The 25271-nt window shown below is 66.0% G+C and carries 19 protein-coding genes and 1 pseudogene; 13 read left to right on the top strand and 7 right to left on the bottom strand.

What is annotated here, in order from left to right; all coding sequences use genetic code 11:
- The coding region (locus QZ994_RS08700) for a PLP-dependent aminotransferase family protein (RefSeq protein ID WP_290870992.1) at nucleotides 1-694 on the top strand (694 nt) is incomplete at its 5' end.
- 32 nt (nucleotides 695-726) lie between these two features.
- Here QZ994_RS08700 and QZ994_RS08695 read toward each other — a convergent pair.
- The 6 genes from QZ994_RS08695 to QZ994_RS08670 all read right to left on the bottom strand — a co-directional run bounded on the left by QZ994_RS08695 (nucleotide 727) and on the right by QZ994_RS08670 (nucleotide 7841).
- Complete coding sequence (locus tag QZ994_RS08695; protein WP_290870991.1) at nucleotides 727-2169, bottom strand: DUF3138 family protein; 1443 nt, start codon at nucleotides 2167-2169, stop codon at nucleotides 727-729.
- 111 nt (nucleotides 2170-2280) lie between these two features.
- Nucleotides 2281-3138: an ABC transporter permease gene (locus QZ994_RS08690; protein ID WP_290870990.1), complete on the bottom strand. Its 858-nt coding sequence runs from the start codon at nucleotides 3136-3138 to the stop codon at nucleotides 2281-2283.
- Entirely contained in the window at nucleotides 3135-4061 is a 927-nt protein-coding gene (locus QZ994_RS08685) for an ABC transporter permease subunit (RefSeq protein WP_290870988.1), read from the bottom strand. Before QZ994_RS08685 ends, QZ994_RS08690 begins: the two co-directional genes overlap by 4 nt.
- A gap of 13 nt (nucleotides 4062-4074) precedes the next feature.
- Complete coding sequence (locus tag QZ994_RS08680) at nucleotides 4075-5223, bottom strand: polyamine ABC transporter ATP-binding protein (protein WP_290870986.1); 1149 nt, start codon at nucleotides 5221-5223, stop codon at nucleotides 4075-4077.
- The gene (locus QZ994_RS08675; protein WP_290870994.1) at nucleotides 5223-6293 is read right to left on the bottom strand and encodes a polyamine ABC transporter substrate-binding protein; all 1071 of its coding nucleotides are present in this window, start codon (nucleotides 6291-6293) and stop codon (nucleotides 5223-5225) included. Before QZ994_RS08675 ends, QZ994_RS08680 begins: the two co-directional genes overlap by 1 nt.
- Nucleotides 6294-6452: 159 nt before the next feature.
- The gene (locus QZ994_RS08670) at nucleotides 6453-7841 is read right to left on the bottom strand and encodes a glutamine synthetase family protein (protein WP_290870984.1); all 1389 of its coding nucleotides are present in this window, start codon (nucleotides 7839-7841) and stop codon (nucleotides 6453-6455) included.
- A gap of 264 nt (nucleotides 7842-8105) precedes the next feature.
- Between QZ994_RS08670 and QZ994_RS08665 the strand changes: the two genes are divergently transcribed.
- The 6 genes from QZ994_RS08665 to QZ994_RS08640 all read left to right on the top strand — a co-directional run bounded on the left by QZ994_RS08665 (nucleotide 8106) and on the right by QZ994_RS08640 (nucleotide 18421).
- The gene (locus QZ994_RS08665; protein ID WP_290870982.1) at nucleotides 8106-11024 is read left to right on the top strand and encodes a type VI secretion system Vgr family protein; all 2919 of its coding nucleotides are present in this window, start codon (nucleotides 8106-8108) and stop codon (nucleotides 11022-11024) included.
- Between the two features lie 50 nt (nucleotides 11025-11074).
- Nucleotides 11075-11947 carry a DUF4123 domain-containing protein gene (locus tag QZ994_RS08660; RefSeq protein WP_290870980.1) on the top strand — a complete coding sequence of 291 codons (873 nt, stop codon included), beginning with the start codon at nucleotides 11075-11077 and terminating at the stop codon, nucleotides 11945-11947.
- The gene (locus QZ994_RS08655; protein ID WP_290870978.1) at nucleotides 11944-14946 is read left to right on the top strand and encodes a T6SS effector BTH_I2691 family protein; all 3003 of its coding nucleotides are present in this window, start codon (nucleotides 11944-11946) and stop codon (nucleotides 14944-14946) included. The genes QZ994_RS08660 and QZ994_RS08655 overlap by 4 nt, the downstream gene beginning before the upstream one ends.
- Nucleotide 14947: 1 nt before the next feature.
- A complete protein-coding gene (locus QZ994_RS08650) occupies nucleotides 14948-16033 on the top strand; it encodes a DUF6708 domain-containing protein (protein WP_290870976.1) in 1086 nt (361 codons plus the stop codon).
- Nucleotides 16034-16280: 247 nt separating this feature from the next.
- The gene (locus tag QZ994_RS08645; protein ID WP_290870974.1) at nucleotides 16281-17609 is read left to right on the top strand and encodes an AarF/ABC1/UbiB kinase family protein; all 1329 of its coding nucleotides are present in this window, start codon (nucleotides 16281-16283) and stop codon (nucleotides 17607-17609) included.
- Nucleotides 17610-17944: 335 nt separating this feature from the next.
- The gene (locus QZ994_RS08640) at nucleotides 17945-18421 is read left to right on the top strand and encodes an Lrp/AsnC family transcriptional regulator (RefSeq protein WP_290870971.1); all 477 of its coding nucleotides are present in this window, start codon (nucleotides 17945-17947) and stop codon (nucleotides 18419-18421) included.
- A 4-nt stretch (nucleotides 18422-18425) separates the two neighbouring features.
- Here QZ994_RS08640 and katG read toward each other — a convergent pair whose 3' ends face one another.
- The gene (gene katG, locus QZ994_RS08635) at nucleotides 18426-20648 is read right to left on the bottom strand and encodes a catalase/peroxidase HPI (protein WP_290870969.1); all 2223 of its coding nucleotides are present in this window, start codon (nucleotides 20646-20648) and stop codon (nucleotides 18426-18428) included.
- Between the two features lie 192 nt (nucleotides 20649-20840).
- Here katG and QZ994_RS08630 point away from each other — a divergent pair, with 192 nt between their 5' ends.
- From QZ994_RS08630 to QZ994_RS08605, 6 genes and pseudogenes are all read left to right on the top strand, one after another.
- A complete protein-coding gene (locus QZ994_RS08630) occupies nucleotides 20841-21308 on the top strand; it encodes a thioesterase family protein (RefSeq protein ID WP_290870967.1) in 468 nt (155 codons plus the stop codon).
- A gap of 146 nt (nucleotides 21309-21454) precedes the next feature.
- A complete protein-coding gene (locus QZ994_RS08625) occupies nucleotides 21455-21592 on the top strand; it encodes a hypothetical protein (RefSeq protein ID WP_290870965.1) in 138 nt (45 codons plus the stop codon).
- A 62-nt stretch (nucleotides 21593-21654) separates the two neighbouring features.
- Nucleotides 21655-22176: pseudogene (locus QZ994_RS08620) on the top strand (methylated-DNA--[protein]-cysteine S-methyltransferase); the annotation flags it as partial.
- 152 nt (nucleotides 22177-22328) lie between these two features.
- A complete protein-coding gene (locus QZ994_RS08615) occupies nucleotides 22329-23243 on the top strand; it encodes a TauD/TfdA family dioxygenase (RefSeq protein ID WP_290870963.1) in 915 nt (304 codons plus the stop codon).
- Between the two features lie 65 nt (nucleotides 23244-23308).
- On the top strand, nucleotides 23309-24328 hold the full coding sequence (locus QZ994_RS08610; RefSeq protein ID WP_290870961.1) for an ABC transporter substrate-binding protein: 1020 nt from the start codon (nucleotides 23309-23311) through the stop codon (nucleotides 24326-24328).
- 26 nt (nucleotides 24329-24354) lie between these two features.
- Nucleotides 24355-25271: ABC transporter ATP-binding protein (locus QZ994_RS08605; protein WP_290870959.1), on the top strand; the 917-nt coding region annotated here is incomplete at its 3' end.

Here is a 25271-nt window from a genome sequence, read left to right as displayed (position 1 = left end):
CAAGATCACCCTGGTCACCCCCTCGCACCAGTACCCCCTGGGCATGGTGATGAGCCTGGCCCGCCGCCAGACCCTGCTGGCCCAGGCCGTGCACCAGGGCAGCTGGGTGATCGAAGACGACTACGACAGCGAGTTCCGCTACGGCACCCGGCCCCTGCCCTGCCTGCAGGGCCTGGACGAAGGCGGCCGCGTGATCTACGTGGGCAGCTTCAGCAAGGTGCTGTTCCCCGGCCTGCGCATCGGCTACCTGGTCGCGCCCCCCGCCCTGGCCCAGGCCTTTGCGGCCGGCTCGGCGGCGCTCTACCGCGAGGGGCAGCTGTGGCAGCAGGCCGTGCTGGCCGACTTCATCGCCGAAGGCCACCTGGGCGCCCACATCCGCCGCATGCGCGGGCTCTACAACCAGCGCAGACAGGCCCTGCTGGCCGCCATCGCCCAGCATTTCGGCGACACCCTGCCGGTCTCGGGCGACAACGCCGGCCTGCACCTGGTGCTGTGCCTGCCCGAGCACGTGGACGACGTCGCCCTGGCCCATGCCGCCCTGGCCGCAGGCGTCGCCGTGCGCCCCTTGAGCAAGTACCACGCCGCGCCCGACCGCGCCCCGCGCGGCCTGCTGCTGGGCTACGCCTGCGTGAAACCCGAGGCCATCGGGCCGGCCTTCGAGGTGCTGGCCGGGGTCATCCGGCAGGCCTTGTGAAGCTCATGCGCTGAGCCTCACACCAGCCTCCGTCAGAAACTCACCACCACCGCGGTGCTCAGCAGCTGGTTGTTCTTCTTGTACTCGCCCGACTTGCTGTCGAGGAACACGGCACCGTTGGCCCAGTCGTAGCGGTACTCGGCCTTGAACACCGTGTTGAGGTTGAAGTTGTAGCTCAGGCCCAGGGTCAACGCACCCCGGTTGACGCCCTTGTTGGCGTCGCCTGCCACCCAGCCGCCAGCGCCGTCCGAGACCATGCCCGGCCCGATGCCGTTGACCCCATCGGCCAGCGAGTAGGTCAATAGGCCGCCGCCGTTCTTCTTGTTCCAGATGTAGTCGGCGCGCACCACGCCTTCCAGCCAGGGCTCGAACTTGTAGGCGGCCAACGCCGAGAGGCCCGTCCAGTAGGCATCGCGCAGATTGCCATCGGCGTCCGGCGTGATCGAAGCCTTGAGCTGGCGGCCCAGGCTGACCTGGCCCTGCAGGGTCACGTCGCCGCGGATGAAGTAGGCATCCGCTTCGAACAGGTCGACGCGGGAGTCGCGTTGGGACACGACAGCGCCGTCCCCATCCACGATGCCCTCGCTGTTGTTCGCCGCCTTCCCATGCACCCCCGCAAAGCCGAAGCCCTGGAACTCGCCCTTGGCGTAGTCCACGCGGTAGGCCAGCACCGGGGTCTTTTCACCCGAGCTGCGCTTGCTGCCGTTCATGTTGGCCAGCACGCTCTTGATGATCCACTTGTCGCGGGTCAGCTCCAGCCCGGCGCCGGTGTAGGCCGTGGGCAGGGTCAGGTCGAACAGCAGGTTGTGCGTGATCAGCTTGTTCTGCGTGGCCGGCAGGTATTCATAGCCCGACCAGTCGGGGATGTGGCCGGCGATCAGGCGGGTCTGCAGGTCGGTCAGCGGCACCGACACCGAGGCCTCGTGCACGATGGACGACGAGCCCTCCGACACCGCCTGGGTGCTGCGCTGCGGTGCGAGCGTCAGCTTCCAGCGCGCGCCGCTGTCGGTCTCCTTGGTGAAGTCGATCAGCGCCATGCCGATGTAGGAGTTGTCGTAGCTGTAGCCGCCATCGCCCACCGAGTTCAGGAACTGGAAGCCGGCACGGTGGTCGCGCTGGTTGAAGACGAAAGTCGGGTCCACATAACCCGTGATCTTCAGGTTCTTCAGGCCCATCATGTCGCGGGCGTCTTCCAGCGCCTCGGTCTTCACCGCGATGCGGTTGAAGTCCTGCTGCTGTTCGGGCGTCAGGCCAGGGGCCGGTGCCTCGGCCTGCTTGGCCTCCTGCGCTTCGAGCTTTTTCTCCAGCTCGGCCATGCGGGCCTTCAGCGCCTTGAGTTCGCCCAGCAGTTCGGCATTGGATTGGGCCGAGGCCGTGACGGGGAAGGCCGCGGCCAGGGCCAGGGCAATCGCGCCCAGGGCGGGCATCAGGGGCCGTGCGCGGCCGGCAGCGTGAGCGGTGGGCTTCAGGGTCATCGGGGTCATCGGACGTGGCTCCTTGTGTCGGTCGGATCGTGTGGCCCAGGCCGGCATGCGGGGCAGGCCTGTGGCGGTGTCTGGCTGCGTGCAAACGTGCGGCGGGCCCTCTCAGCCATGGACCGCCTGGTTCATCTCCTGCTGGCGCTTGCGTTCGGCGCGGGCCAGGGCGTAACTGCCCCCCAGCACCGCCAGCGCCACCACGGCGATCACCACCGTGGCCACGGCGTTCACGCTCGGGTCCACACCCAGGCGGGCACGCGAGAAGATCACCAGCGGCAGCGTGGTCGAACCCGGGCCGGACAAAAAGGCCGAGAGCACCACATCGTCCAGCGAGAGGGTGAAGGTGAGCAAAAAGGCCGAGGCCAGCGACTGCGCGATCATCGGCAGCGTCACCAGAAAGAAGACCTGCGCGGGGCGCGCGCCCAGGTTCAGCGCGGCCTCTTCCAGCGCCGGGTTCAGGCCCTGCAGCCGCGCCTGGATCACCACCGTGGCATAGGCCAGGCCCACCAGCAGGTGGCCCATCCAGATCGTGACCATGCCGCGCTCCGGGAAGCCCAGCCAGCGCTGCATCGACACCAGCATCAGCAACAGCGAGAGGCCCACGATCACCTCGGGCATCACCAGCGGCGCGTTGATCATGCCCACCATCAGCGTGCGGCCACCAAAGCGCTTGTACTTGACCAGGGCCAGCGCCGCCAGCGTGCCCAGCACCACCGCCGCACAGGCCGTGAAGAACGCGATGCGCAGCGAGAGCCACAACCCACCCAGGATCTCTTCGTCATGGGCCAGCTTGGCAAACCACTCCAGCGTGAAGCCACCCCACACCGTGGGCTGCGGCGAGACATTGAAGGAAAACACCACCAGCGCCAGGATGGGCACATAGAGGAAGGCAAACCCCAGGGCCAGCCAGGCCCTGGCGAACCACTGGCCACGCTTCAGGTAGGCCGGCGTAGACGTCCCGCTCATCGCTGGCCCTCCTGCGCTTCGGCCTGCGCCTTATTGAACCAGGCCAGCGGCACGATGATCAGCAGGATCATCACCACCGCCACGCTCGAGGCCATGGGCCAGTCGTTGTTGGCGAAGAACTCGTCCCACAGCACGCGACCGATCATCAGGGTCTGCGGCCCGCCCAGCAGTTCTGGGATCACGAACTCGCCCACACAGGGAATGAAGACCAGCATCGAGCCGGCCACGATGCCCGCCTTCGACAGCGGCACCGTCACCTTCCAGAAGGCCACCCAGGGTGTGGCACCCAGGTCGGAGGCGGCTTCCAGCAGACGCATGTCCATCTTCGAGAGGTTGGCGTACAGCGGCAGGATCATGAAAGGCAGGTAGGTGTAGACCATACCCAGCACCAGCGAGAACGGCGTGTTCAGGTAGGCCCCCGGCCCGGGAATCAAGCCACCGGCCATCAGCAACTGGTCCACATGCAAGGCGTCCAGCAACCTGGCGATCCAGCCACCCTCGGTCAGCAGCCCCTTCCAGGCGTAGACGCGCAACAGAAAGCTGGTCCAGAAAGGCAGCATCACCATCAGCAAGAGGCCAGGCTGCACGGTGCTGGACGCCCGCGCCATGAAGTAGGCAAAGGGGTAGCCGATGAAGAGGCACAGCGCCGTGGTGATGGCCGCGTACTTCAGGCTGGCCAGGTAGGTCTTGAAGTAGAGGTCGTCCTGCGTGATGAAGAGGTAGTTGCTCAGCTTGAGCTTGAGCTGCAGCACGCCGTCCTGCCAGGTCAGCAGGTCCTTGAAGGTCACCACCTCCATCTCGGAAACGCTGATCTTCACCACGATCAGGAAAGGCAACAGGAAGAACACCAGCAGCCAGAGGTAGGGCACGCCAATCAGCGTGCGGTCTGTCCACTTGAGCTTGCCTTGGGATGCGGTGGCCATGTGTGTCAGGCCCTCACTGCGTCAACACCACGTGGGCCGATGGCGACCACGAGGCATAGGCTTCGTCACCCCAGGTCAGGGCATCGTCCTGGTGACGCTGGGTGTTGCCCTGGTTCACCTTGAGCAAGGCACCACTGGGCAGCTGAAGGTGGTAGACCGTGCTGGCGCCGAAGTACACCATGTCCTTCACCATGCCCTTGACCATGTTCAGCGGCGCGGGCGGCTCACCCGCTTCGGGCACCGGCGGCTGGCGCGAGATGCGGATCTTCTCGGGCCGCAGGGCCACGCTCACCGCCATGCCCTCGTGCCCCGTGATCCCGTGGCCCACGAAGTGCCGCACGTCGGTGCAGGCGATCTCACAATGGTCGGCCTCGTCCACCACCAGGGTGCCGTCCATCAGGTTCACATTGCCGATGAAATCCGCCACGAAGCGGGTGGCGGGCGTTTCGTAAATCTCGCGCGGGGTGCCCACCTGCAGGATGCGGCCCTCGCTCATGATCCCGATGCGGCTGGCCATGGTCATGGCCTCTTCCTGGTCATGGGTCACCATCACGCAGGTCACGCCCACGCCTTCGATGATGTTGACGAGCTCGATCTGGGTCTCTTCGCGCAGCTTCTTGTCGAGCGCGCCCAGGGGCTCGTCGAGCAAGAGCAGCTTGGGCTGCTTGGCCAGTGAACGGGCCAGGGCCACCCGCTGCTGCTGCCCGCCCGAGAGCTGGTGCGGCTTGCGCTGGGCGAACTTGCCCAGTTGCACCAGCTTGAGCATGGCCTCCACGCGGGCCGCCACCTGGTCTTTCGGCAGGCCATCGCGCTTGAGGCCGAAGGCGATGTTCTCCCACACGCTCAGGTGCGGGAAGAGCGCATAGCTCTGGAACATCATGTTGATGGGCCGCTCGAACGGGGCCAGCCCGGCCAGGTCCTGCCCGCCCAGGGTGATGCGCCCCGTGGTCGGCGATTCGAAGCCCGCCAGCATGCGCAGCAGCGTGGTCTTGCCGCAGCCGCTCGACCCCAGCAAGGCGAAGATCTCGCCCTTCTGGATGTCGAGGCTGACGTTGTCGACCGCGCGGAAACTGCCCCCACCCTTGCCACCGAAGTCCTTGACCACGCGCTCGATGCGCAGGTAGGCCTCGCCCTCGGGGGCCGCGCTCAGCACCGCACTCATCACAGGCCCGTCTTGAAAGAGGTGTAGATGCGCGTCATCTGACGGCGGATGTCGTTGTTCAGCGCGTCCGGCTTGGCCATCTTGGCCATCTCCGATTCAGGCGGGAAGACCGCCGGGTCGTTGGCGATCTCGGGCTTGACGAACTTGCGTGCCGCCAGGTTGGGGTTGGCGTAGAAGACCTTGTTGGTCAGGCCGGCGTGCACCTCGGGGCGCAGGATGTAGTTGATCCACTTGTGCGCGTTTTCGGGGTGGGGCGCATCGGCCGGGATCACCATGGTGTCCATGAAGATCACGCCGCCGGTCTTGGGCGTCAGGGTCTGGATGTTCTGACCGGTCTTGCCCTCGATGGCGCGGTTCTTGGCGATGTTGATGTCACCCGAATAACCGAAGGCGGCGCAGATGGAGCCATTGGCCAGGTCGTTGATGTAGCCACTCGAGCTGAACAGCGTCACATAGGGGCGGATCGCCTTGAGCACCGGCGGCACGGCCTGGTAGTCGGCGATGTTCTTGGAATAGGCCGGCTTGCCCAGGTAGTGCAGCGTGGCGGGCACGACCTCGGTGGGCGAATCCAGGAAGGACACGCCGCAGGACTTGAGCTTGCTGATGTACTCGGGCTTGAAGATCAGGTCCCAGGCGTTCTCGGGCATGGGCATGCCGCCCAGCGCCGCCTTGACCTTGTCGACGTTGATGCCCACGGTCGTGTAGCCCCACATCCAGTCGACCAGGTACTGGTTGCCCGGATCGAGCTTGGCCAACTGGGCCAGGATGCCCGGGTCCAGGTTCTTGTAGTTGGGCACCTTGCTCTTGTCGATCTTCTGCAGCAGACCGCCATCGGCCTGCATCTTGGCCCAGTAGGACGAGGGCACGACGATGTCGTAACCCGTCTTGCCGGCCACCAGCTTGGCGTGCACGATCTCGTTGTTGTCGAACACGTCGTAGCGCACCTTGATGCCGGTCTCCTTCTCGAAGTTGGCAATGGTGTCGGGCGCGATGTAGTTCGACCAGTTGTAGACGTTCAGCACCTTCTCTTCTTCGGCGTGGGCGCCACCGGCGGCGGCCAGGGCCACCATCAGGGAGGCGGCCAGCTGGCTCAGGGAAGGTTGAAAGCGCGTCTTCAGGGTCATGGTGTTGATCTCCAGCGTGGGCTGTGTGTCAAGGTATTGGGCGATGAGGCCAGCAAGATGCGGGCCTGAGGAGCTCCAAAGCCGAGCCCCTCCAGGTAAAGCAGGTCAGACATGGAGGAGCAGATGCTCGCGTTCCCAAGGTGAAATCACCTTCATGAACTCGGCATGCTCCACCTCCTTGATCTCGGCGTAGACGGTCACGAACTCCTCGCCCAGCACCTGGGCCAGGTCGGTGCTGCCGCGCAGCAAGGTGAGCGCTTCCCCAAGGCTGCGGGGCAGCTGGTAGTTGCTCAGGTAGGCATCACCGCGGCATTCGGGCGAAGGCTCGATCTGGTTGACCATGCCCAGGTAACCGCAGGCCAGGGTCGCGGCCAGGGCGACGTAGGGGTTGGCGTCGGCACCGATCACGCGGTTCTCGATGCGGCGTGCGGCCGGCGTGGCCACCGGCGAACGGATGCCCACGGTGCGGTTGTCGGTGCCCCACTGGATGTTGATGGGCGCGGCATTGGAACGCACCAGACGGCGGTAGCTGTTCACGTAGGGCGCAAACAGGGCCATGGCCGCCGGGATGTACTTCTGCAGCCCGCCGATGTACCAGTAGAAGTGCTTGGAGGGGCTGCCGTCCGGGTTGCTGAAAATGTTCTGGCCCTGGGCGTCGACCACGCTCTGGTGCACGTGCATGGCGCTGCCCGGCTCGTTGGCCATGGGCTTGGCCATGAAGGTGGCGTACATCTCGTGGCGCAGCGCGGCCTCGCGGATGGTGCGCTTGAAGAAGAACACCTCGTCGGCCAGACCCAGAGGGTGGTCGTGGAAGAAGTTGATCTCCATCTGCCCTGCGCCCACTTCGTGGATCAGCGTGTCGACATTGAGCTCCATCTGCTCGCAATAGGCATAGATGTCCTCGAAAAGCGGATCGAACTCGTTGACCGCGTCGATGGAATAGGCCTGGCGCGAGGTCTCGGCGCGGCCACTGCGGCCCTTGGGCGGGCGCAGCGGCATGTTGGGATCGGGCGCGCGCTCGATCAGGTAGAACTCGAGTTCGGGCGCCACCACCGGCGTCCAGCCCTTGTCGGCATAAAGCTGGCACACCCGCTTGAGCACCGAGCGAGGTGCGTAGGGCACCAGCCGGCCTTCGCGGTCATAGCAGTCGTGGATCACCTGGGCCGTCGGATCCGTCGCCCAGGGCACGATGCGCACCGTGGCCGGATCGGGTTGCAGGTGCATGTCCCGGTCGGTGGGGGTGATGACGTCGTAGTAGGGGCCTTCTTCAGGGAAGTTGCCGGTCACCCCCATGGCCACCACGATCTCGGGCAGGCGCATGCCCCGGTCTTCGGTGAATTTCTCCCGAGGGAGAATCTTGCCCCGGGCCACGCCCGTGAGGTCAGGGACCAGGCATTCGATCTCGGTGACGCGCCGCTCGTTGAGCCACTGCTCCAGGTCACTGAAGCTGTTGGGTACCTTGCTGGGCATCACGTCCTCGGTTGAATGGGCCATGTGGCGCCGACTTGCGGCCAGCGTCACGCTGAATGACCAAGTCAGTGTGCCAAACCGTATACAACTGTCAAGCCAGACGGGTGGCCGAGGCCCGGACGGTGTTGCACACAGTCCTAACAACTGCTTGCACTTTCCCCGCGCCTGAGGCGCCCCCATGCGGGGGTGACACGGAAGGCCCAACGGTCGATCTGGGATACCTTCTCACCCTGACCGTTCGTGCGCCCGCGCACGGGCCAAGACACAAAAAATCCCGGGGATGGACCCATGACCGATTTATCCGGCATCCAGCATGCGCTGGGTGACGCTGCGCGCAGCGTGCTCGATGGCCTGCTGGCCGAACTGGGCTCGCTCGGCCCCAACCAGCACAACCGCCTGCTCCGACTGCACACGCCCCTGGGCAGCGACGTGCTGCTGGCCGAACGCGCCGAGGTGCGCGAGGCCATCGCTCCCGGCACCGGTCTGCTGCCACGCCCGGCCCAGGCCAACGGCCCGGCCACGGGGTACACCATCGAGCTCCTGGCCCTGAGCACCCGGGCCGACCTCGCCCCGGTCGACCTCATCGGCCAGCCCGTGCTGCTGGAGCTGCTCACGGCCCAAAGCCGCGACGCCCTGCGCCCCTTTCACGGCCACGTCACCGCCTTCGAACTGCTTGGCGCCGACGGCGGCTACGCCCGCTACCGCCTCACCATCGAGCCCTGGCTGGCCTTCCTGGGCCACCGCACCGATGCCTGGGTTTTCCAGGGCATGAGCGTGCTCGACATCACCGAGGCCGTGTTGGCCGATTACGCTGCCCAGGGCAAGCTGCTGCCTCAGTGGCGCTTCGAGCTGGCCGACCGCAGCGTCTACGCCCAGCGCTCGCTGTGCGTGCAGTTCAACGAAACCGACCTCGCCTTCCTGCAGCGCCTCTGGGCGGAAGAGGGGCTCATCACCTGGTTCGAGCACCAGGGCAACCCGGCCGACGCGCAAAGCCTGGGCCAGCACACCCTGGTCATCGCCGACCACAACGGGGCCTTTGTGCCCAACGTGCAGCCCCGCATCCGCTTCACCCAGCCCGGTGCGGTCATCTCGGAGGACACGATCACCCGCTGGCATGGCCACCGCCGCGTGGGCGTCAGCACCCTGCACAGCGCCAGCTTCGACTACCGCAGCGTGGCCAACCACGGTGCCAGCCAGGATGCCGAGGCGGCGCACGACCAGCCCTTCGCCCTGGTTCACGCAGACCAGCCCGGCGCCTACGCCTACGAGGACGCGCCCCAGGCCGAACGCCGCACCCGGGTCCAGCTGCAAGCCCATGAGGCGGCTCGCAAGCGCTTCGAGGGCCGCGGCACCGTGCGCACCCTGGCACCAGCCACCTCATTCATGCTGAGTGGCCATGCCGACCACGACGCCGGGCTGCTGGGCGGCCGCGCAGACGACGCCACCTTTGTGGTGCTGGGGGTGGTCCACCGGGCGCGCAACAACCTGAGCGCCGATGCCAAGGCCGGGCTGCAACACTTGCTGAGTGACGCCCTGGCCGGTGTGACCAGCCGCCCGGCTCTGGCCAACGCGACCGAAGAGCCCTTGTACGAGGCCCACTTCACCGCACAGCGCGTGAGCGTGCCGGTGCGCGCCGCCCTGATGAACGCGCACGGCCTTGCCCTGCACCCCAAGCCCACCGTGCACGGCACCCAGACCGCCGTGGTGGTGGGCCTGGGCGAGCCCGTGCACACCGACCGCGATGGCCGCATCAAGGTCCAGTTCCACTGGCAACGCGGCGAGGGCAGCAGCCACCGCCTGAGCGCCCCAGCGGGCGACAACGCCCCAGCCACCGACGCCGCCGGGACCTGGGTGCGCGTGGCCCAGGACTGGGCTGGCGCCAACTGGGGCAGCGTGTTCATCCCTCGCGTGGGCCAGGAAGTGGTGATCGGCTTTGTGGAAGGCGACATCGACCGTCCGGTGGTCGTGGGCACGGCCTACAACGGCCAGGGCACACCGGAGGCCCAGGGCAACCAGGTGGCGGGCGGGGCCGCTTCGGCCACGGGCAATGCACCTGCGTGGTTCCCGGGTTCGCAAAGGGCGGGAGAGCGCGAAGGCCACGCCCACAAGGCCACGCTCAGCGGTTTCAAAAGCCAGAGCCTGGACGCCTCGCAATCAGGCAACGGTGGACACAACCAGCTGGTGTTCGACGACACGCCAGGCCAGGGCCGCCTGCTGGCGCACAGTACCCAGAGCCAGAGCTGGCTGCAGATTGGCCACTTGCTGCAACAGCACGACAACCAGCGCCTTGCGCCACGGGGCCATGGACTGGAACTGCACACCCAGGCACAGGGCGCCCTGCGCGCTGGCAACGGCCTGCATCTCAGCAGCTTCGCCCGGCGGGGCGGCACCAGCACGAACCAGGGCAAGCCCATGGACACGCGCGAGGCCCAATCCCAGCTGGATGCACACGCCAGCCTGGTCAAGGCCCTGAACGAAAACGCCCAGACCCATCGCGCCAAGCTGCCCAACGAGGCTGCGCCAGATCAGTTGGGCGCGCAAAAAACATTGCAGGCTACGCTGGAGAGCCTGCGGGCCACCGAAGGCGGCAGCGACGGCAACAACGAGAGCGGTAGCGAAGGTGGCCAAGGCCGCATCCCGGTGAGCCAGCGCCCTGACCTGCTGCTCAGCGCCGCTGGCGACATCGCCAGCCTCACGCCGGCCCACACCGTGCTCAGCACCGGCCAGCACACCACGCTCACGGCCGGGCAAGACACCAACCTGCTGGCCCAGCGCCACCAGGCCTGGGCCGTGAAAGACGGCATCAGCCTCTTTACCCGCGGCGAAGCCAAGGACAGCCAGCATGGCGTGCAGGACGTGGGCATGAAACTGCACGCCGCCAGCGGCAATGTGAGCGTGCAGGCCCAAAGTGGTGCCTTCACCCTCACGGCCGCCAAAGCCATCGACGTGCAAAGCACCACCGCCAGCGTCGTGATCTCGGCGCCATCGAAGCTGCTGCTCAATGGGGGCGGGGGCTACATCAAGATCGAAGGCGGGGACATTGAACTCGGCACCAGTGGGCAGGCGAGTTTCAAGGCGGGGATGAAGGAGTTGACGGGTGGTGGATCTGGCTCAGACTCCAAGCCTGAACTCAAAAAGGCCCAATCCATCAAAGGATGTGCCGAGAAAATGAAAAGCGCCGCGGGCACAGGTGGGGCATTGGCATGAATGCGTTGGCGCATTTGACACTCTCGCACTGGCTCAGGGAACGGGAGAGCATGCAAGCCTATTGGTTGATCGATCCCACCATCGAGGACCCCAAGCAAAATCTGCCGGAACTCGGTTATCAGGCCACCCACCCCATTGCCATCGACCACCCGGATTCACGGTCGTACAAGGCACCCTATCTGGTGATGTGTCCACAGGGACTGGCAGGAGACAGGCTGAGCAATGTCTTGCTGGACTTGGCAATCGAGCAAAGCACCGCCGCGTCCACCCCTGGAGAGCCCCAAATTCGGTCGGTGACAGCGCTGATCCTGAGCGAGGCCCCGCTGCCGGTCTTGGTGCATGGCTTGAGCCGAGCGGCGGTTGTGCGCGACTGCCAGAGGAAGACAAGGGTGTTTCGCTACTGGGACCCCCGGCTGTGGTCCGCACTTCACGAAACACCCGTGCTGCAAACGCTGCTTCCGTCATGGCGTGCGCCCGTCGAGTGGGTACACCTGGACGACGAACGTGCTACGTTGGTTCGCCACGAAGCAGGCGGAAGTGACCGGCCAACGGCCACGAACACGGGGCCGCAGCAGCTGAGCATGCCCCAAGAAAGCGCGTTGAATGAACTGAGCAACGCCAACAGGGTGATTGCCACAGTGAGCGCACGACAAGGCAACATGGCCCAAGGCATCACACGACCGTTGGCCCTCGACGCCCTGAGGGCGGTCGCCCACACCCCCTTGCGCCAGCCTGATGACCTCATTGCTTTGGCCAGTTGGCGTGTGCAAACGGCACAACCCATCGAAGAAGCACCCCGCGTGCAAAACATGATTCAGCAAAGCGTGATGCATGGCGTGGCGCTGGACGCTTTGCTCGCTGAGCTCAGCCCACAAGACTGGCTGGCCATCCAAACAACAACAAGGGAGGCGCGCCGATCATGAGCACGCAAGATTGCAAGTTCTGCAACCGCCAGGGGCTACCACTGCTGCCTTTGCGCCTGGCCTATGTACCGAAGCACACCACATCCCTCCCTTCGACGCTGACGCAAGGCAACCCCAACCTGCGTGGCGTGACGGATGGCGCCTACGCGCTGCGGGTCATCAACGAAGGCTACGTCTACATGCTGGACATGCGTGCAGGCGGCTTCTGGCGGTGTTTTGCTGCAACGGAAACGGGGCACTTCAAAGAGTTGCCTCTGGACACGCAGCCAACACAACAGCCCGCATTCCAATGCAGCCGCAGCGGGCATGCCACGGTGGCATCGTTCATCTCCGTCGAACGGGCCAGCGAGGCCGGGGACGTCTGGATTGGCTACAGCCGGGTGTGGTGGACCCAAGCCATCCGTGCCCGCATCAAGGGTGAAGCAAGCTTGCGCGCCAGCTTGATGGTCAGCCTCAACGCCGCATCCACCGTCACGGGCGGCAGCCTGCCAGCGCACAGTGGTGTGCGCCTGTCCAGTGCAGACCAGCTGGCGTCCATGGTTGGCGAATACGCCAAAGACGAGACAGCCTTCGCAACGATCGACCAGCGGTATGCCAACGCGACCACCGCAGGCGCCTTGCCGCGCCACGGGCAGGCCGAGAGCGTGCTCAAGGCCATGCACAGCATCAGCCCCCGCAACGCCATCGTCTTGGCGCTGCGGGACACGGTTGGCATCGTGCAAGACATCAACCACTGGCGCAACCTTCAGGCGGGCGCCCTGGCCAAGTACCAAGGCGATGCCCAAAGGCTGGAGGGCAGGATCATCGGCGACCTGATCCTCAACCTTGAATCCAGCATGAAGAAGCAAGGCCAGGGCGATCTCTGGTCGAAGCGCTTCGAGCCCAAGGTGGCCATGGCAAAGGTGCGCGATGACAAAAAGGCTCACCTGCGCAAAGTCGAAGAGCTGGAAGCCAAGATCACGAAGGCCAGCCAGGACTGGTGCGCCTGGACTGGCCACGAGGGCTTCAAGCAAGCCTGGGTGGCATACGACGGCGAAAACAAGCGCTGCGGCCTGGCACTGGAGAAGGAGTTTGCAACTTGCGTGTTTGGTTCGGGCGGCACCAAGCCTGAACAAGCCTGGTGGGCTCAGTGGCTCACCTCAGACCCTGACGACCCCAACCATGCGCTGTGGATCGCCTTCGCAGCGGGTGACAAGGACCTGCTCGCCTTCCTCAAGGGAGACGCCGCCAAGCCGCTGGATGTGGGCAAGCTGGACAAGGCCGTCGACGTGACCAAGAACGGCCGCGAGGTGCTACTGAAACTGCATGAGTGGCGGAAGACACGCAAAGAGAAGGGTTTGCTTCGGGCTGCCCAGCAGGAATCAGGTTTGCTGGCCACCAGCATCGCGTCGCAACTTCACATCCTGGCGCGAACACAACCAGAGCAAGCTTTGCAGGCTGGGCAACGGCTGCGGATCATCATCGCTTCACGCGTTGAGGTGACGATCACGCCTCACGCGCAAGTGATGACCATGCAGCAGCTGGTGGTGCAAATGCACGAAGCGGTGTGGGGGCCGCCCAAGGCCACCCTGTCCAAAACGGTACGCGAAGCGCGCCGCCTTCAACTCGCGCAAAGTGTGGATGGTGCATGGCTGGGCGGCCGCTTCACCGCCAGCAAGCTGGTGGTGGTGGACGCATGGCTGCCTGACCCCGCGCTGAAGCTGGCGGCCGCAAGCGCCTCCTCGGCCTCGGGCGTGCCTCCCACGATTGCTTTGCCCCGGCAGGCGCTCAACAACTGGGAAGGCATGACCGCCTACCTCAAAAGCCTCAAAGGCGCCCCAGGCGGGCTCATGGGCGTGGGCGCGGCATTGCAGATCAGCAACCTGAGCGCGACCCTGATCCAGCTCGACAGGGCGACCAAAGGCAATGCCGCCAACCGCGATGACAGCATCACCGAAAGCTACTACGGCGTGGTGTCAGGCAGCCTGGGCCTGCTCGCGCTGACCGGCGAAGTCATGGCAGGCACCTTGGCCGCCAGGGCACCACGCAGCGTGGTGACGGCCGCCGCAGCACGGATGCTGACGGCTGCGGGCTGGACGGCGTTGGGTGGAGGGATGTTGGGGGCGATTTCTGGAGTGGTGGACCTCCTGCAATCCGCGATGAAGGGTGTCTCATTCCGTGATGAAGGCGACGACGATGCGAAAAGATCGTCCTACCTTGCTGCTTTCTCAAGCGGCTTCGGAGTTGTAGCTTCGGGTGCATTGGCAGTGATTGCCGCGGGCCAGTTGCTGAGTGCCGCTGGCGCGACGAGCGTGGCTGCAACGGCTGTCATCAGCGCAGGCGCCACACTCAGCGTCATTCCTGTCGCCGGCTGGATCGCTCTGGTGATCGGGGCCACTGCAGCTGGCGTGTACTTCGCGTGGCAGGCCTCAATTGAAGAAGATACGCCTTTAGAAAAATGGCTCTCATGCTGCCACTGGCGCAACGAAACCAAATACGCCAACACAACACGCATCAAGTTCACCAGCCTCAAGCGGGAGATGGCCGAGTTCCAGCAAGCCATTTATGGCATCAGCGTCACATTGAATTGGGTTGATCGACTTGGCAAAGACGAGGTGGAAGTCAACGTGACCATGCCTGGCTACAGCAAGAACAGCGACCATGCCTTCTTGCTGGAGCTACACGGCACCAAATGGGCCCGGACCTTGGTGCACCGCAAGTCCAGTCCTTACAGCAGTGACCCGGAGCTCAAACCGCAAGCACCAGTGCAGGCCTCCATGAGCGCGACGCCCGTTGGCAAAAAAGCCATCCCGATGTCTGACGTGATGGACTTCAGCGAACCCTTCGGGCTGGCGCAGCAAAACGGCACGGGCGTGTTCTCTGGCAAGATCCGTGTGAACGAAAATTACTTCAACACGGCCAAACTGAAATTCGAGTATTGGCCTGATGCGGTTCACCATCCTGAACTCAAGATGATCCCTGTCCCTGGTGGCGCCAACTTTGCTGAAACGGCCGACTGACATGGCTTGGTGGAGCCGTAAGAACAAGACTTGGCAGCAAATCAAAGCGGCCACCCACAGCGCCAAGCTGCTGCCGCGCCGCACCTCCCTGGCAGGGTGGGCCAACGGGGATCAGATGGTGTACGCGCTGAATCCCGCCATGCTTGAAATTGGTCAGGGCGGAAATTCACCCATGCATGGGTGGGGCACGATACCGTTTTTAGGCGGTGCAAGCGGAATTTTATTTTTTTTGATCGAGGGTTTGCCCAGTTTCTTCAAAGCTTGGGATCTGGGGGAAATACCCATGTGGGAACTGGCTTTAGTTTGCATCGCCAGCATCTTTGGCGCTGCGCTACTCATCGTCCCCCTCTCCTACCTCTGGCTCAGCTTCTTCGCCGTCACCGACCCCACCATCCGCTTCGACCACAAGCGCCAAAAGGTCTGGATGTGGACGGGCAAAGGCCCCATCGAGATGGACTGGACGCGGCTCGTGCCCCGCGTTGAATCCAGCGTCGCCACGGCCTATGCCACGGTCAAAACCTACCGTGGGCAATATGCCGAAGTGGGGGCTGACGGCAACATCCTCGTCACCCACGGCATCCCGCATGTGTTCCAGGTTGGGCAAATCTCTGCCGCCGAGGAGGGTGTGCGCCCCGCCATGGAGTACGTGCGGCTGTACATGGATGCGGGGCCGCATGCCGTGCGGCAGCCAGAGAAGTTCCTCAGCCATCGCACCCCCTGGTACGCCATGGTCAACTTCATCGGCATGGCCGACGACTGGGTGCGCTGGCGCGAGAACCGCGACAAGCCTGGCGTGGCGCCGGCACCTTGGTTGCGAACCATCGGGTTCGTGCTGCTGTTCCCGTTGTTCTTCCCGCTGCAGTTCACCAACTGGCTGGCCTTGACGGTGGCGCCTCGCCCAAAGTGGCCCAAAGAGCTGGACGCCCTGCACGCGGCTGATCTGGCGCAATGGCAGCAACAAGAAGCCCAGCGCAGGCAGCAAGATCTCACGGCAGATCGGGCCAGCGAAGCTCTGGCACCGAGGCGCAAGCCGGTGATCCGGGTCAACGGTGAGATCGTGTCCGGGTCTGAGACAGGAAGTCCGTGACAGGCGAGGGGGATGATGGCTGCGCGGGCCATCGAAGGCGCAACGGCTCTCCGCCCCCTTTTCGCGACAAGCCCACGACAAGCCCCCCGCGCCCACCGGCCCGCCGCCTGCGGAAGGCACCATTGGCACCCCTGCGCCACTCTGTCCACAAATCCCCATGCCTGAAAACCCACGCCGCTGCGGCAGCGGCACCTGCATCATCGGCCTGATGGGCCACTGCTGGTGCGGCCAGCCCTGAGCAGCCCGGATGAACCTGCGCCGCCACGCCACCGTGCCAGAAAGCCGCACGCAGCGCAGCCTGCACCTGGGCCGCCTGGCGGGCGAGTTGCTGGCCGGTGCGGTGGCCACGGGGGCGGGGCAACTGGCGCGCTGCCAACTGCCCTCGTGGGCTGGCGTCATGCTCACACCGGGCAATGCGCAACGCCTCACCGAGCGGCTGGCACAGATGCGGGGCGCGGTGATGAAGGTGGGGCAGTTGATGTCGATGGACGGGCACGGCATCTTGCCCGCGCCGTTTGCCGATCTGCTCGCCAAGCTGCGCGACCAGGCTTATGCGATGCCCGCCACGCAGCTGGCCGAGGTGCTGGAACGCGAGTACGGCCCCGAGTGGCACCGCCGCTTTCGACGCTTCAGTTTTGAGCCCATCGCCGCGGCGTCGATCGGGCAGGTGCACCGCGCCGAAACGCACGCAGGCGAGGCCCTGGCGCTCAAGGTGCAATACCCCGGGGTGCGCGCCAGCATCGACAGCGATGTGGCCAACCTCGCCTTGCTGCTGCGTATGCCCGGGCTGACGCCGCCGGGTGTCGATGCCGACGAGGTGCTGGCCCAGGTGCGCCTGCAGCTGCACGCCGAGACCGACTACCTGGCCGAGGCCCACCTCGCCACGGCCTACCTGGCGCGCCTGGGGGAGGATCCGGACCTGTTCGTGCCACGGGTGCACGCCGCCCACAGCAGCGCCCACATCCTGGCCATGGATTTCGCGCCGGGTGTGCCCATTGGGGCCTTGATGCAGGGCAGCGTGCCGCAGGCGCAGCGCGACCGGGTCGCCAGCGTGCTGTGCCGCCTGGCGGTGAAGGAGTTCTTCGGGATGCGGCTGGTGCAGACCGACCCGAACTTCGGCAATTACCTGTTCGACGCCCCATCTGGCCGCATGGGACTGCTGGACTTTGGGGCGGCACAGGAGGTGTCGACCGAACGCGTCGCGCAGCTGCGCGAACTGGGGCGTGCGCTGCGGCAAGCGAACCGCTCGCGCACCCACCAGGCGGCACGGGCCTCGGGCCTGGTGCACGCCGGAGACACGCCCGCCCAGCAAGGCGCCGTGGTCGACCTGCTGCTGGCCGTGGGCGAGCCGCTGCGCACGCGCGGTCCTTACGACTTCGGGGCCTCGGGCCTGGTGAAGGCGGTGTTCGAGCAGGGGCAGGCACAGTTCTTCGAGAGCGGCTACGGGCAACCGCCACCGGCCGATCTGCTGCTCCTGCAGCGCAAGTTCGTGGGCACCTTCATGCTGTGTGCCCGCCTGGGCGCCCGGCTGGACCTGAACGAGGTCTTTGGCGCAGAGCTGGACGAGCTCGCCTGAGCCCCCCAAAAAACAAACCCCCCGCGGCAACCAGGTCCGAGGGGGTTGGGGCATCGGCCCTTGCTCTGCCAGCCTGGTGGGCGGCCATCCCCTTCCTGGGCACGCCTTGTGAGCGATCAGAAAGGCCGTCTTCACGGGGAGCACACCACAAGGATGGGCGGCGGGCTCCGGGAGCAGGGTGCGCCAGGGTCCGGGTCAGGGCTGGCGCAGCGGTGAGTCGATGTAGAAATCTTAAAGTGCGCGGTGCGGCAGATGATTGCGAAGATGACCCAAATTCGCCTCGATGCGCAATAAAATTGCGGCACCCTGTCTCATCAAGCCATTCAGAGGCCAACTTGACCGCTTTCCCCGCACTCGACCGCTACGACCGTGACATCCTGCGCGAACTGCAGCGAGATGGCCGCCTGAGCAACCAGGACCTGGCCGAGCGCATCGGCCTGTCGCCCTCACCGTGCTTGCGACGGGTGCGGGCACTGGAGGAAAGCGGGTTGATCACGGGCTACCAGGCCCTGGTCAACGCCAAGGCCCTGGGGCTGAGCCTGATGGCGCTGATCCACATCTCGATGGACCAGCACACGCCCGAGCGCTTTGCCAACTTCGAGGCCCTGGTGGGTGACATCCCCGAGGTGATGGAGTGCCTGCTGATCACCGGGCAGTCGGCCGACTACCAGCTCAAGGTGCTGGTGCGCGACATGGACGGCTACCAGCACCTCTTGCTCAACAAGATCACCCGCATCCAGGGCGTGACCGGCGTGCACACCAGCTTCGTGATGCGCCAGGCGCTGAGCCGGGTGCCGGTGGCCGTGGGCTGACCGATCAGGCCAGGTCGACGCGACCGAGGTTCATCACCTTGGTCCAGGCCTTGACGAAATCGCGGACGAACTTGGCCGCGTTGTCGGCTTGGGCGTAGACCTCGGCGATGGCGCGCAGCTGCGAGTTCGAACCAAAGGCCAGGTCGACACGGCTGGCGGTCCACTTGACGGCGCCGGTGGCACGGTCGCGGCCTTCGTAGGCGTTGTCACCCGTGGGCTTCCAGGCGATCGACATGTCCACCAGGTTGGTGAAGAAGTCGGTGCTGAGCTGGCCGGGGCGGGTGGTGAACACGCCTTGCGGATTGCCGCCGTGGTTGGCGCCGAGCACACGCAGGCCACCAACCAGCACGGTCATCTCCGGCGCGCTCAAGGTGAGCAGCTGGGCCTTGTCGACCATCATCTCTTCGGGCGACACGCTGTAGGCGGCCTTGCGGTGGTTGCGGAAGCCGTCGGCCTGGGGCTCGAGCACGGCGAAGGACGCGGCATCGGTCTGCTCGGCCGTGGCATCGGTGCGCCCCGGGGTGAAGGGCACGCTCACCGGGTGGCCCGCCGCCTGGGCTGCGGCTTCGACACCGGCGTCACCGGCCAGCACGATGAGGTCGGCCAGCGAGACCTTCTTGCCGCCGCTCTGGGCCGCGTTGAAACCGGCCTGGATGCCTTCGAGCACGGCCAGCACCTTGGCGAGCTGGACCGGCTGGTTGACCTCCCAGTCCTTCTGCGGGGCCAGGCGGATGCGGGCACCGTTGGCCCCGCCGCGCTTGTCGGAGCCACGATAGGTCGAGGCCGAGGCCCAGGCGGTCGAGACCATTTCGCTGACCGAGAGGCCGCTGGCCAGCACACGGGCCTTCAAGTCGGCCACATCGGCGGCGTCGATCAGGGCGTGGTCCACGGCGGGCACGGGGTCTTGCCAGATCAGGTCTTCGGCGGGCACCTCAGGGCCGAGGTAGAGGGCCTTGGGGCCCATGTCGCGGTGGGTCAGCTTGAACCAGGCGCGGGCATAGGCATCGGCGAACTTCTCGGGGTGGGCGAGGTAGTCGCGCGAGATCTTCTCGTAGGCCGGGTCGAACTTGAGCGAGAGGTCGGCCGTGGTCATCATCGGCGCGTGCTTTTTGCTCGGGTCGTGGGCGTCGGGGATCATGTCCTCGGGCGCGCAGTCCTTGGCGCGCCACTGGTGGGCACCGGCCGGGCTCTTGACGAGTTCCCAGTCGTACTTGAACAGCACGGTGAAGTAGCCCATGTCCCACGTGGTGGGGTTGGGTTTCCAGGCGCCTTCGATGCCGCTGGTGGTGGTGTCGCCGCCCTTGCCGCTGCCGTGCTGGTTGATCCAGCCCAGGCCCATGGCTTCGATGGGTGCGGCCTCGGGCTCGGGGCCGACCAGCTTGGGGTCGCCTGCGCCATGGGCCTTGCCGAAGGTGTGGCCACCGGCGATCAGGGCCACGGTCTCTTCGTCGTTCATGGCCATGCGGGCAAAGGTTTCGCGCACGTCGCGGCCCGAGGCGATCGGGTCGGGCTTGCCATCCGGGCCTTCGGGGTTCACGTAGATCAGGCCCATCTGCACCGCGGCCAGCGGGTTCTCCAGCGAGTCTGCTTCGCGGCTGGGGGCGTAGCGGCTGTGGGGCTTGTCGCTGGTGGCCAGCCATTCGGCTTCGGCACCCCAGTAGATGTCTTCTTCCGGTGCCCAGATGTCGGCGCGGCCACCGCCGAATCCGAAGGTCTTGAAGCCCATGGTTTCCATGGCCACGTTGCCGGCCAGGATGAAGAGGTCGGCCCAGGAGATGTCGTTGCCGTACTTCTGCTTGATCGGCCACAGCAGGCGGCGGGCCTTGTCGAGGTTGCCGTTGTCGGGCCAGCTGTTGAGGGGCGCGAAGCGCTGGTTGCCGGTGCTGGCGCCACCGCGGCCATCGGCCGTGCGGTAGGTGCCGGCAGCGTGCCAGGCCATGCGGATGAACAGGCCGCCGTAATGACCCCAGTCGGCCGGCCACCAGTCCTGGCTGTCGGTCATGAGCGCGGCCAGGTCGGCCTTGAGCGCGGGGTAATCGAGCTGCTGGAAGGCCTCGGCGTAGTCAAAGTCCGGGTCCATGGGGTTGGACACGGACTGGTGCTGGTGCAGGATGGCCAGGTTGAGCTGGTTGGGCCACCAGTCGCGGTTGCCACGGGTGGCCACGGAGGCCTGGGTTGCCTGGGCGGCGGCCGTGGTGTGGAAGGGGCACTTGGCTTCGTTGGTCATGGCAGGTTCCTCGGTTCGTCAGCGGGGGTTGTGTGGGTCGATGAGGGCAGTTTAGGAAGCCCTGCCATTGCGCTCAAGCCAGTTCTGTCTATGGCATCCATAGCTGTGCAGGCTATGGCGGCCGTCGTTTTTCCAAGGCCGGCCAGCCCCAACCGATAATCCAAGGGTTCACCAGCCGCACGGACCCTTGCCATGCCCCGCCTCCAGTTCCCCCTGCCCGAGCGCTTCCTGTTCTCGACCGACATCCCGATCTACATCAGCCACGTCAACCAGGGCGGCCACCTGGACAACGCGCAGCTGCTGACGCTGGTCTCGGAGGCGCGGGTGCGTTTTTTCCGCTGGCTGGGCTACCCGGGCGAGCTGGCCATCGAGGGCATGTCCATCGTGGTGGGCGACATGATGGCGCAGTACAAATCGGAAGCCTTCTACGGCGAGACGATGCAGATCGACATGCTCCCGGACGACTTCAACAAGTACGGCTTCGACCTGGTCTTCCGCCTGCAGGACAAGGCCACGGGCCGCGAGGTGGCGCGCGGCAAGACGGGTGTGGTCTTCGTCGCCGATGGGGAGGGTCACAGCAAGAAGGTGACGCCCTTGCCCACCGGCTTCCTGGCGCGCCTGCAGGCCCACGACCCCAGCCTGGGGCGGCCAGCGGCCTGAGCCGGGCCGATCGATCAGGGCGACCACGGGGCGCACAAACCCGCTCCCGCGAATGCTGGGCGATGGGGGTCTACCCGGTGGGAGGGGCGATGGCATCGGCGCACGATGAATGCACCGAGTTCAACCACCCCCGAAAGGAGCACCGCATGATCGCCACCCCTTCGAACGCCCCGGAGCAGCTCTTCATGGCCTCGGCCCATGCCGGCGGCTGGCCCAAATTGGGCTGGTGTGCCGATGAGCAAGACGACGACGCGCCCAGCTGTTTCGACGAACCCGCAGCCTGAGCCTTTCGGTGCCCCGCGGCATTGGGTAGAGTGGGGCCATGCGCCACCACCACCACCACCCTGCCCAACCGTCCATCCGCTTCGCCGTGGGGGCCTGCAGCCTGGGCGCCATCCTGGTGGCCCAGAGCGAACAGGGTCTGTGCGCCATCCTGCTGGGCGATGCGCCCGAAGCCCTGGTGCAGGACCTGCAAGACCGCTTCCCCCGGGCCGAGCTGATCGGCGGTGACGGCGACTTCGAACAGGTCATGGCCACCGTGATCGGATTTGTGGAGCGCCCCACCCTCGGCCTGGCGCTGCCGCTCGACATCCGTGGCACCGCCTTCCAGCAAAGCGTGTGGCGGACACTGCAGACCATCCCGCCCGGCCAGACCCTGAGCTACACCGAGGTGGCCGACAGGCTGGGCGCGCCCAAGGCCGTGCGCGCCGTGGCCGGGGCCTGCGCGGCCAATGCCCTGGCGGTGGCCATCCCCTGCCACCGGGTGCGCCGGCAAGACGGCGGCCTCTCGGGATACCGCTGGGGCGTGGCACGCAAGCGGGCGCTGCTGGAGCGGGAATCCCTGCTTTGCGCAGACCCACATGCATGAATCACAAAAGTGATGACCATGCCGGCGACTTATGCGTTTTCCTGATGAAGATGGGCCGAATGCTTCGTTTTTGAACGAAACATGAATGCCTAGAGTGCGTGCATCGACCGCCGAGCCCACGAGGCCAGGCGGCGCCCCCAGAAAGCACGCCCATGTCACACGCACTCGCCTCCCATCCCGCCCACGAAGCGATCCAGGCCACCCCGCGGCCCGCGCAGCACATCGAGATCCGCGCCTTCGATGGCCCCCTCGGCGCCGAGGTCATCGGCCTCGATCTGAGCCAGCCCCTGTCGGCCGCCGATTTCCAGCGCATCCACCGTGCGCACCTCGACCACCACGTGCTGGTGTTCCGCGAACAGCGCATCACGCCCGACCAGCAGGTGGCCTTCAGCGCCCGCTTCGGCCCGCTGCAGCGCCACGTGCTCAAGCAGTTCGCGCTGCCCGAAAACCACGATGTGCTGATCGTCTCCAACATCGTCGAAGGCGACAAGCCCATCGGCCTGGGCGATGCCGGCCACTTCTGGCACTCCGACCTGTCGTACAAGGAACAGCCCAGCCTCGGCTCCTTCCTGCATGCCCAGGAACTGCCCAGTGAAGGCGGTGACACCCTGTTCGCCAACCAGCACCTGGCCTGGGAACAGCTGCCCGAGGCGCTGAAGCAAACCATCGCCCCGCTGCGCGCCGAGCACACCTACCTGGCCCGCTACGCCGAACTGCAGGCCCGCAGCCCCTGGCGCCCCAACCTCACGGCCGAGCAGATCGCCGAAGTCAAGCCCGTGACGCACCCCGTCGTGCGCACGCACCCTGAAACCGGTCGCAAGGCCCTGTTCGTCAGCGAGCACTTCACCACCCGCATCGTGGGCCTGCCCGAAGACGAAAGCCATGCCCTGCTGGACGAGCTGTTCGCACTCAGCACCCGCGAGGCGCTGCAGTACCGCCACGTCTGGCGCGATGGCGACATGGTCTTCTGGGACAACCGCTCGGTGATGCACCTGGCCGCCGGCACCCCCAGCCACCTGCGCCGCAAGCTCTACCGCACCACCGTCGAAGGCGACACGCCCTTCTGATGCGGCCCTTGCGCGCCAACGCCCTCACAAGCTCACCCACTGAGCCACACCCGACAGGATCCCTCATGACACGCCGTCCGCTCCTCACCCGCACCGCCACCACCCTCATTGCCGGACTCGGTCTCGCCGCCGCCACCCTCAGCGCCCACGCCGAGGGCCAGCTGCGCATCGCCCAACAGTTCGGCATCGTCTACCTGCTGCTGCACGTCGCCCAGGACCAGCAACTCATCGAAAAGGCCGGCAAGGCCCAAGGCATCGACATCAAGCCCGAATGGGTGCAGCTCTCGGGCGGATCGGCCATCAACGATGCGCTGCTGTCGGGCGCGATCGACGTGGGCGGCGCTGGCGTCGGCCCCCTGCTCACCCTGTGGGACCGCACCTACGGCAAGCAGAACGTCAAGGGTGTGGCCTCGCTGGGCAACTTCCCCTACTACCTCGTGAGCATCAACCCCGCCGTCAAGACGATTGCCGATTTCACCGACAAGGACCGCATCGCCCTGCCTGCCGTGGGCGTGTCCGTGCAATCGCGCTACCTGCAGATGGCCTCGGCCAAGCTCTGGGGCGACGCCCAGTACAACAAGCTCGACAAGATCAGCGTGACCCTGCCCCACCCTGAAGCCACGGCAGCCGTGATCAAGGGGGGCACGGAAATCAACGCCCACTTCGGCAACCCGCCCTTCCAGGACCAGGAGCTGGCTGGCAACCCCAAGGCCCATGTGGTGCTGAACTCGTATGACGTGCTGGGCGGCCCCTCGACGGCCACCGCCTTGTACGCCACCGAGAAGTACCGCGCAGAGAACCCCAAGACCTACAAGGCCTTCACCACGGCCCTGGCCGAGGCCGCCCGCTTCGTCAATGCCAACCCCGAGAAGGCGGCAGACATCTACCTGCGCACCAACAAATCCAACGTCAACCGCGACCTGCTGCTCAAGCTGATCAAGAGCCCCGAGGTCCAGTTCAAGGTGACACCTCAGAACACCGCTTCCCTGGCCGCTTTCATGCACCGCGTGGGCGTCATCAAGAACAAGCCGGCCTCGGCCAAGGACTACTTCTTCGACGACGCGCACAACGCGGGCGCGAACTGAGCACCGCCGCACAGGAAGGAGCGCCCATGACCGACGTGACACACCAGACCACGGCCCCCACAGCCCCGCCCCTGCTGGAGGTGGACCGGGTGAGCCTGGTCTACCGCACACCCGAGCGCGTGGTGCGCGCCACGCACCAGGTGAGCTTCCAGGTGCACGAGGCCGACCGCTTTGTGCTGCTGGGCGCATCGGGTTGCGGCAAGTCGACCCTGCTCAAGGCCATCGGCGGCTTCATCGCACCGGCCGAAGGCGAGGTGCGCCTGCAAGGCCGCACGGTGGAGGGCCCCGGGCCCGATCGCATCGTGGTTTTCCAGGAGTTCGACCAGCTTCCTCCCTGGAAGACCGTGCGAGAAAACGTGGCCTTTCCCCTGATCGCCTCGCGCACGCTGCCACGCCATGAGGCCCTGGCCCGCGCCGACATCTACCTGGCCAAGGTGGGCCTGGCCCGCTTTGCCGACGCCCACCCGCACACCCTCTCGGGCGGCATGAAGCAGCGTGTGGCCATTGCCCGCGCACTGGCCATGCAGCCCAAGGTCCTGCTGATGGACGAACCCTTTGCCGCGCTCGATGCCCTCACCCGGCGCCAGATGCAGCAGGAACTGCTGGCGCTGTGGGAAGAGGTGCGCTTCACCCTGGTGTTCGTGACGCACTCGATCGAAGAGGCGCTGGTGGTGGGCAACCGCATCGGCCTGCTCTCGCCCCACCCGGGCCGTGTGCGTGCCGAACTCAACAGCGACGGCTGGGGCCTGGCCGACACCAGCGACCCGGCCTTTGTGGCCCAGGCAGACCGCATCCACCGTCTGCTTTTCGAACACGACACCACCGCGGCCACCCCCACCAGTGAGCCCACCACCGAGCCCGCGGAGGTGCCAGACGCCGGTCTCCTGGCCTCCGCCGTGCTCGCCCGCCAACACACCAGCCCCGGCGCCACCACCAGGAGGGC

The sequence above is a fragment of the Aquabacterium sp. genome, assembly GCF_021768455.1.
Lineage (GTDB): Bacteria > Pseudomonadota > Gammaproteobacteria > Burkholderiales > Burkholderiaceae_C > Aquabacterium.
Note: the sequence above shows the minus strand (reverse complement) of the source record. Positions and strands in the feature narration are given on the sequence as shown.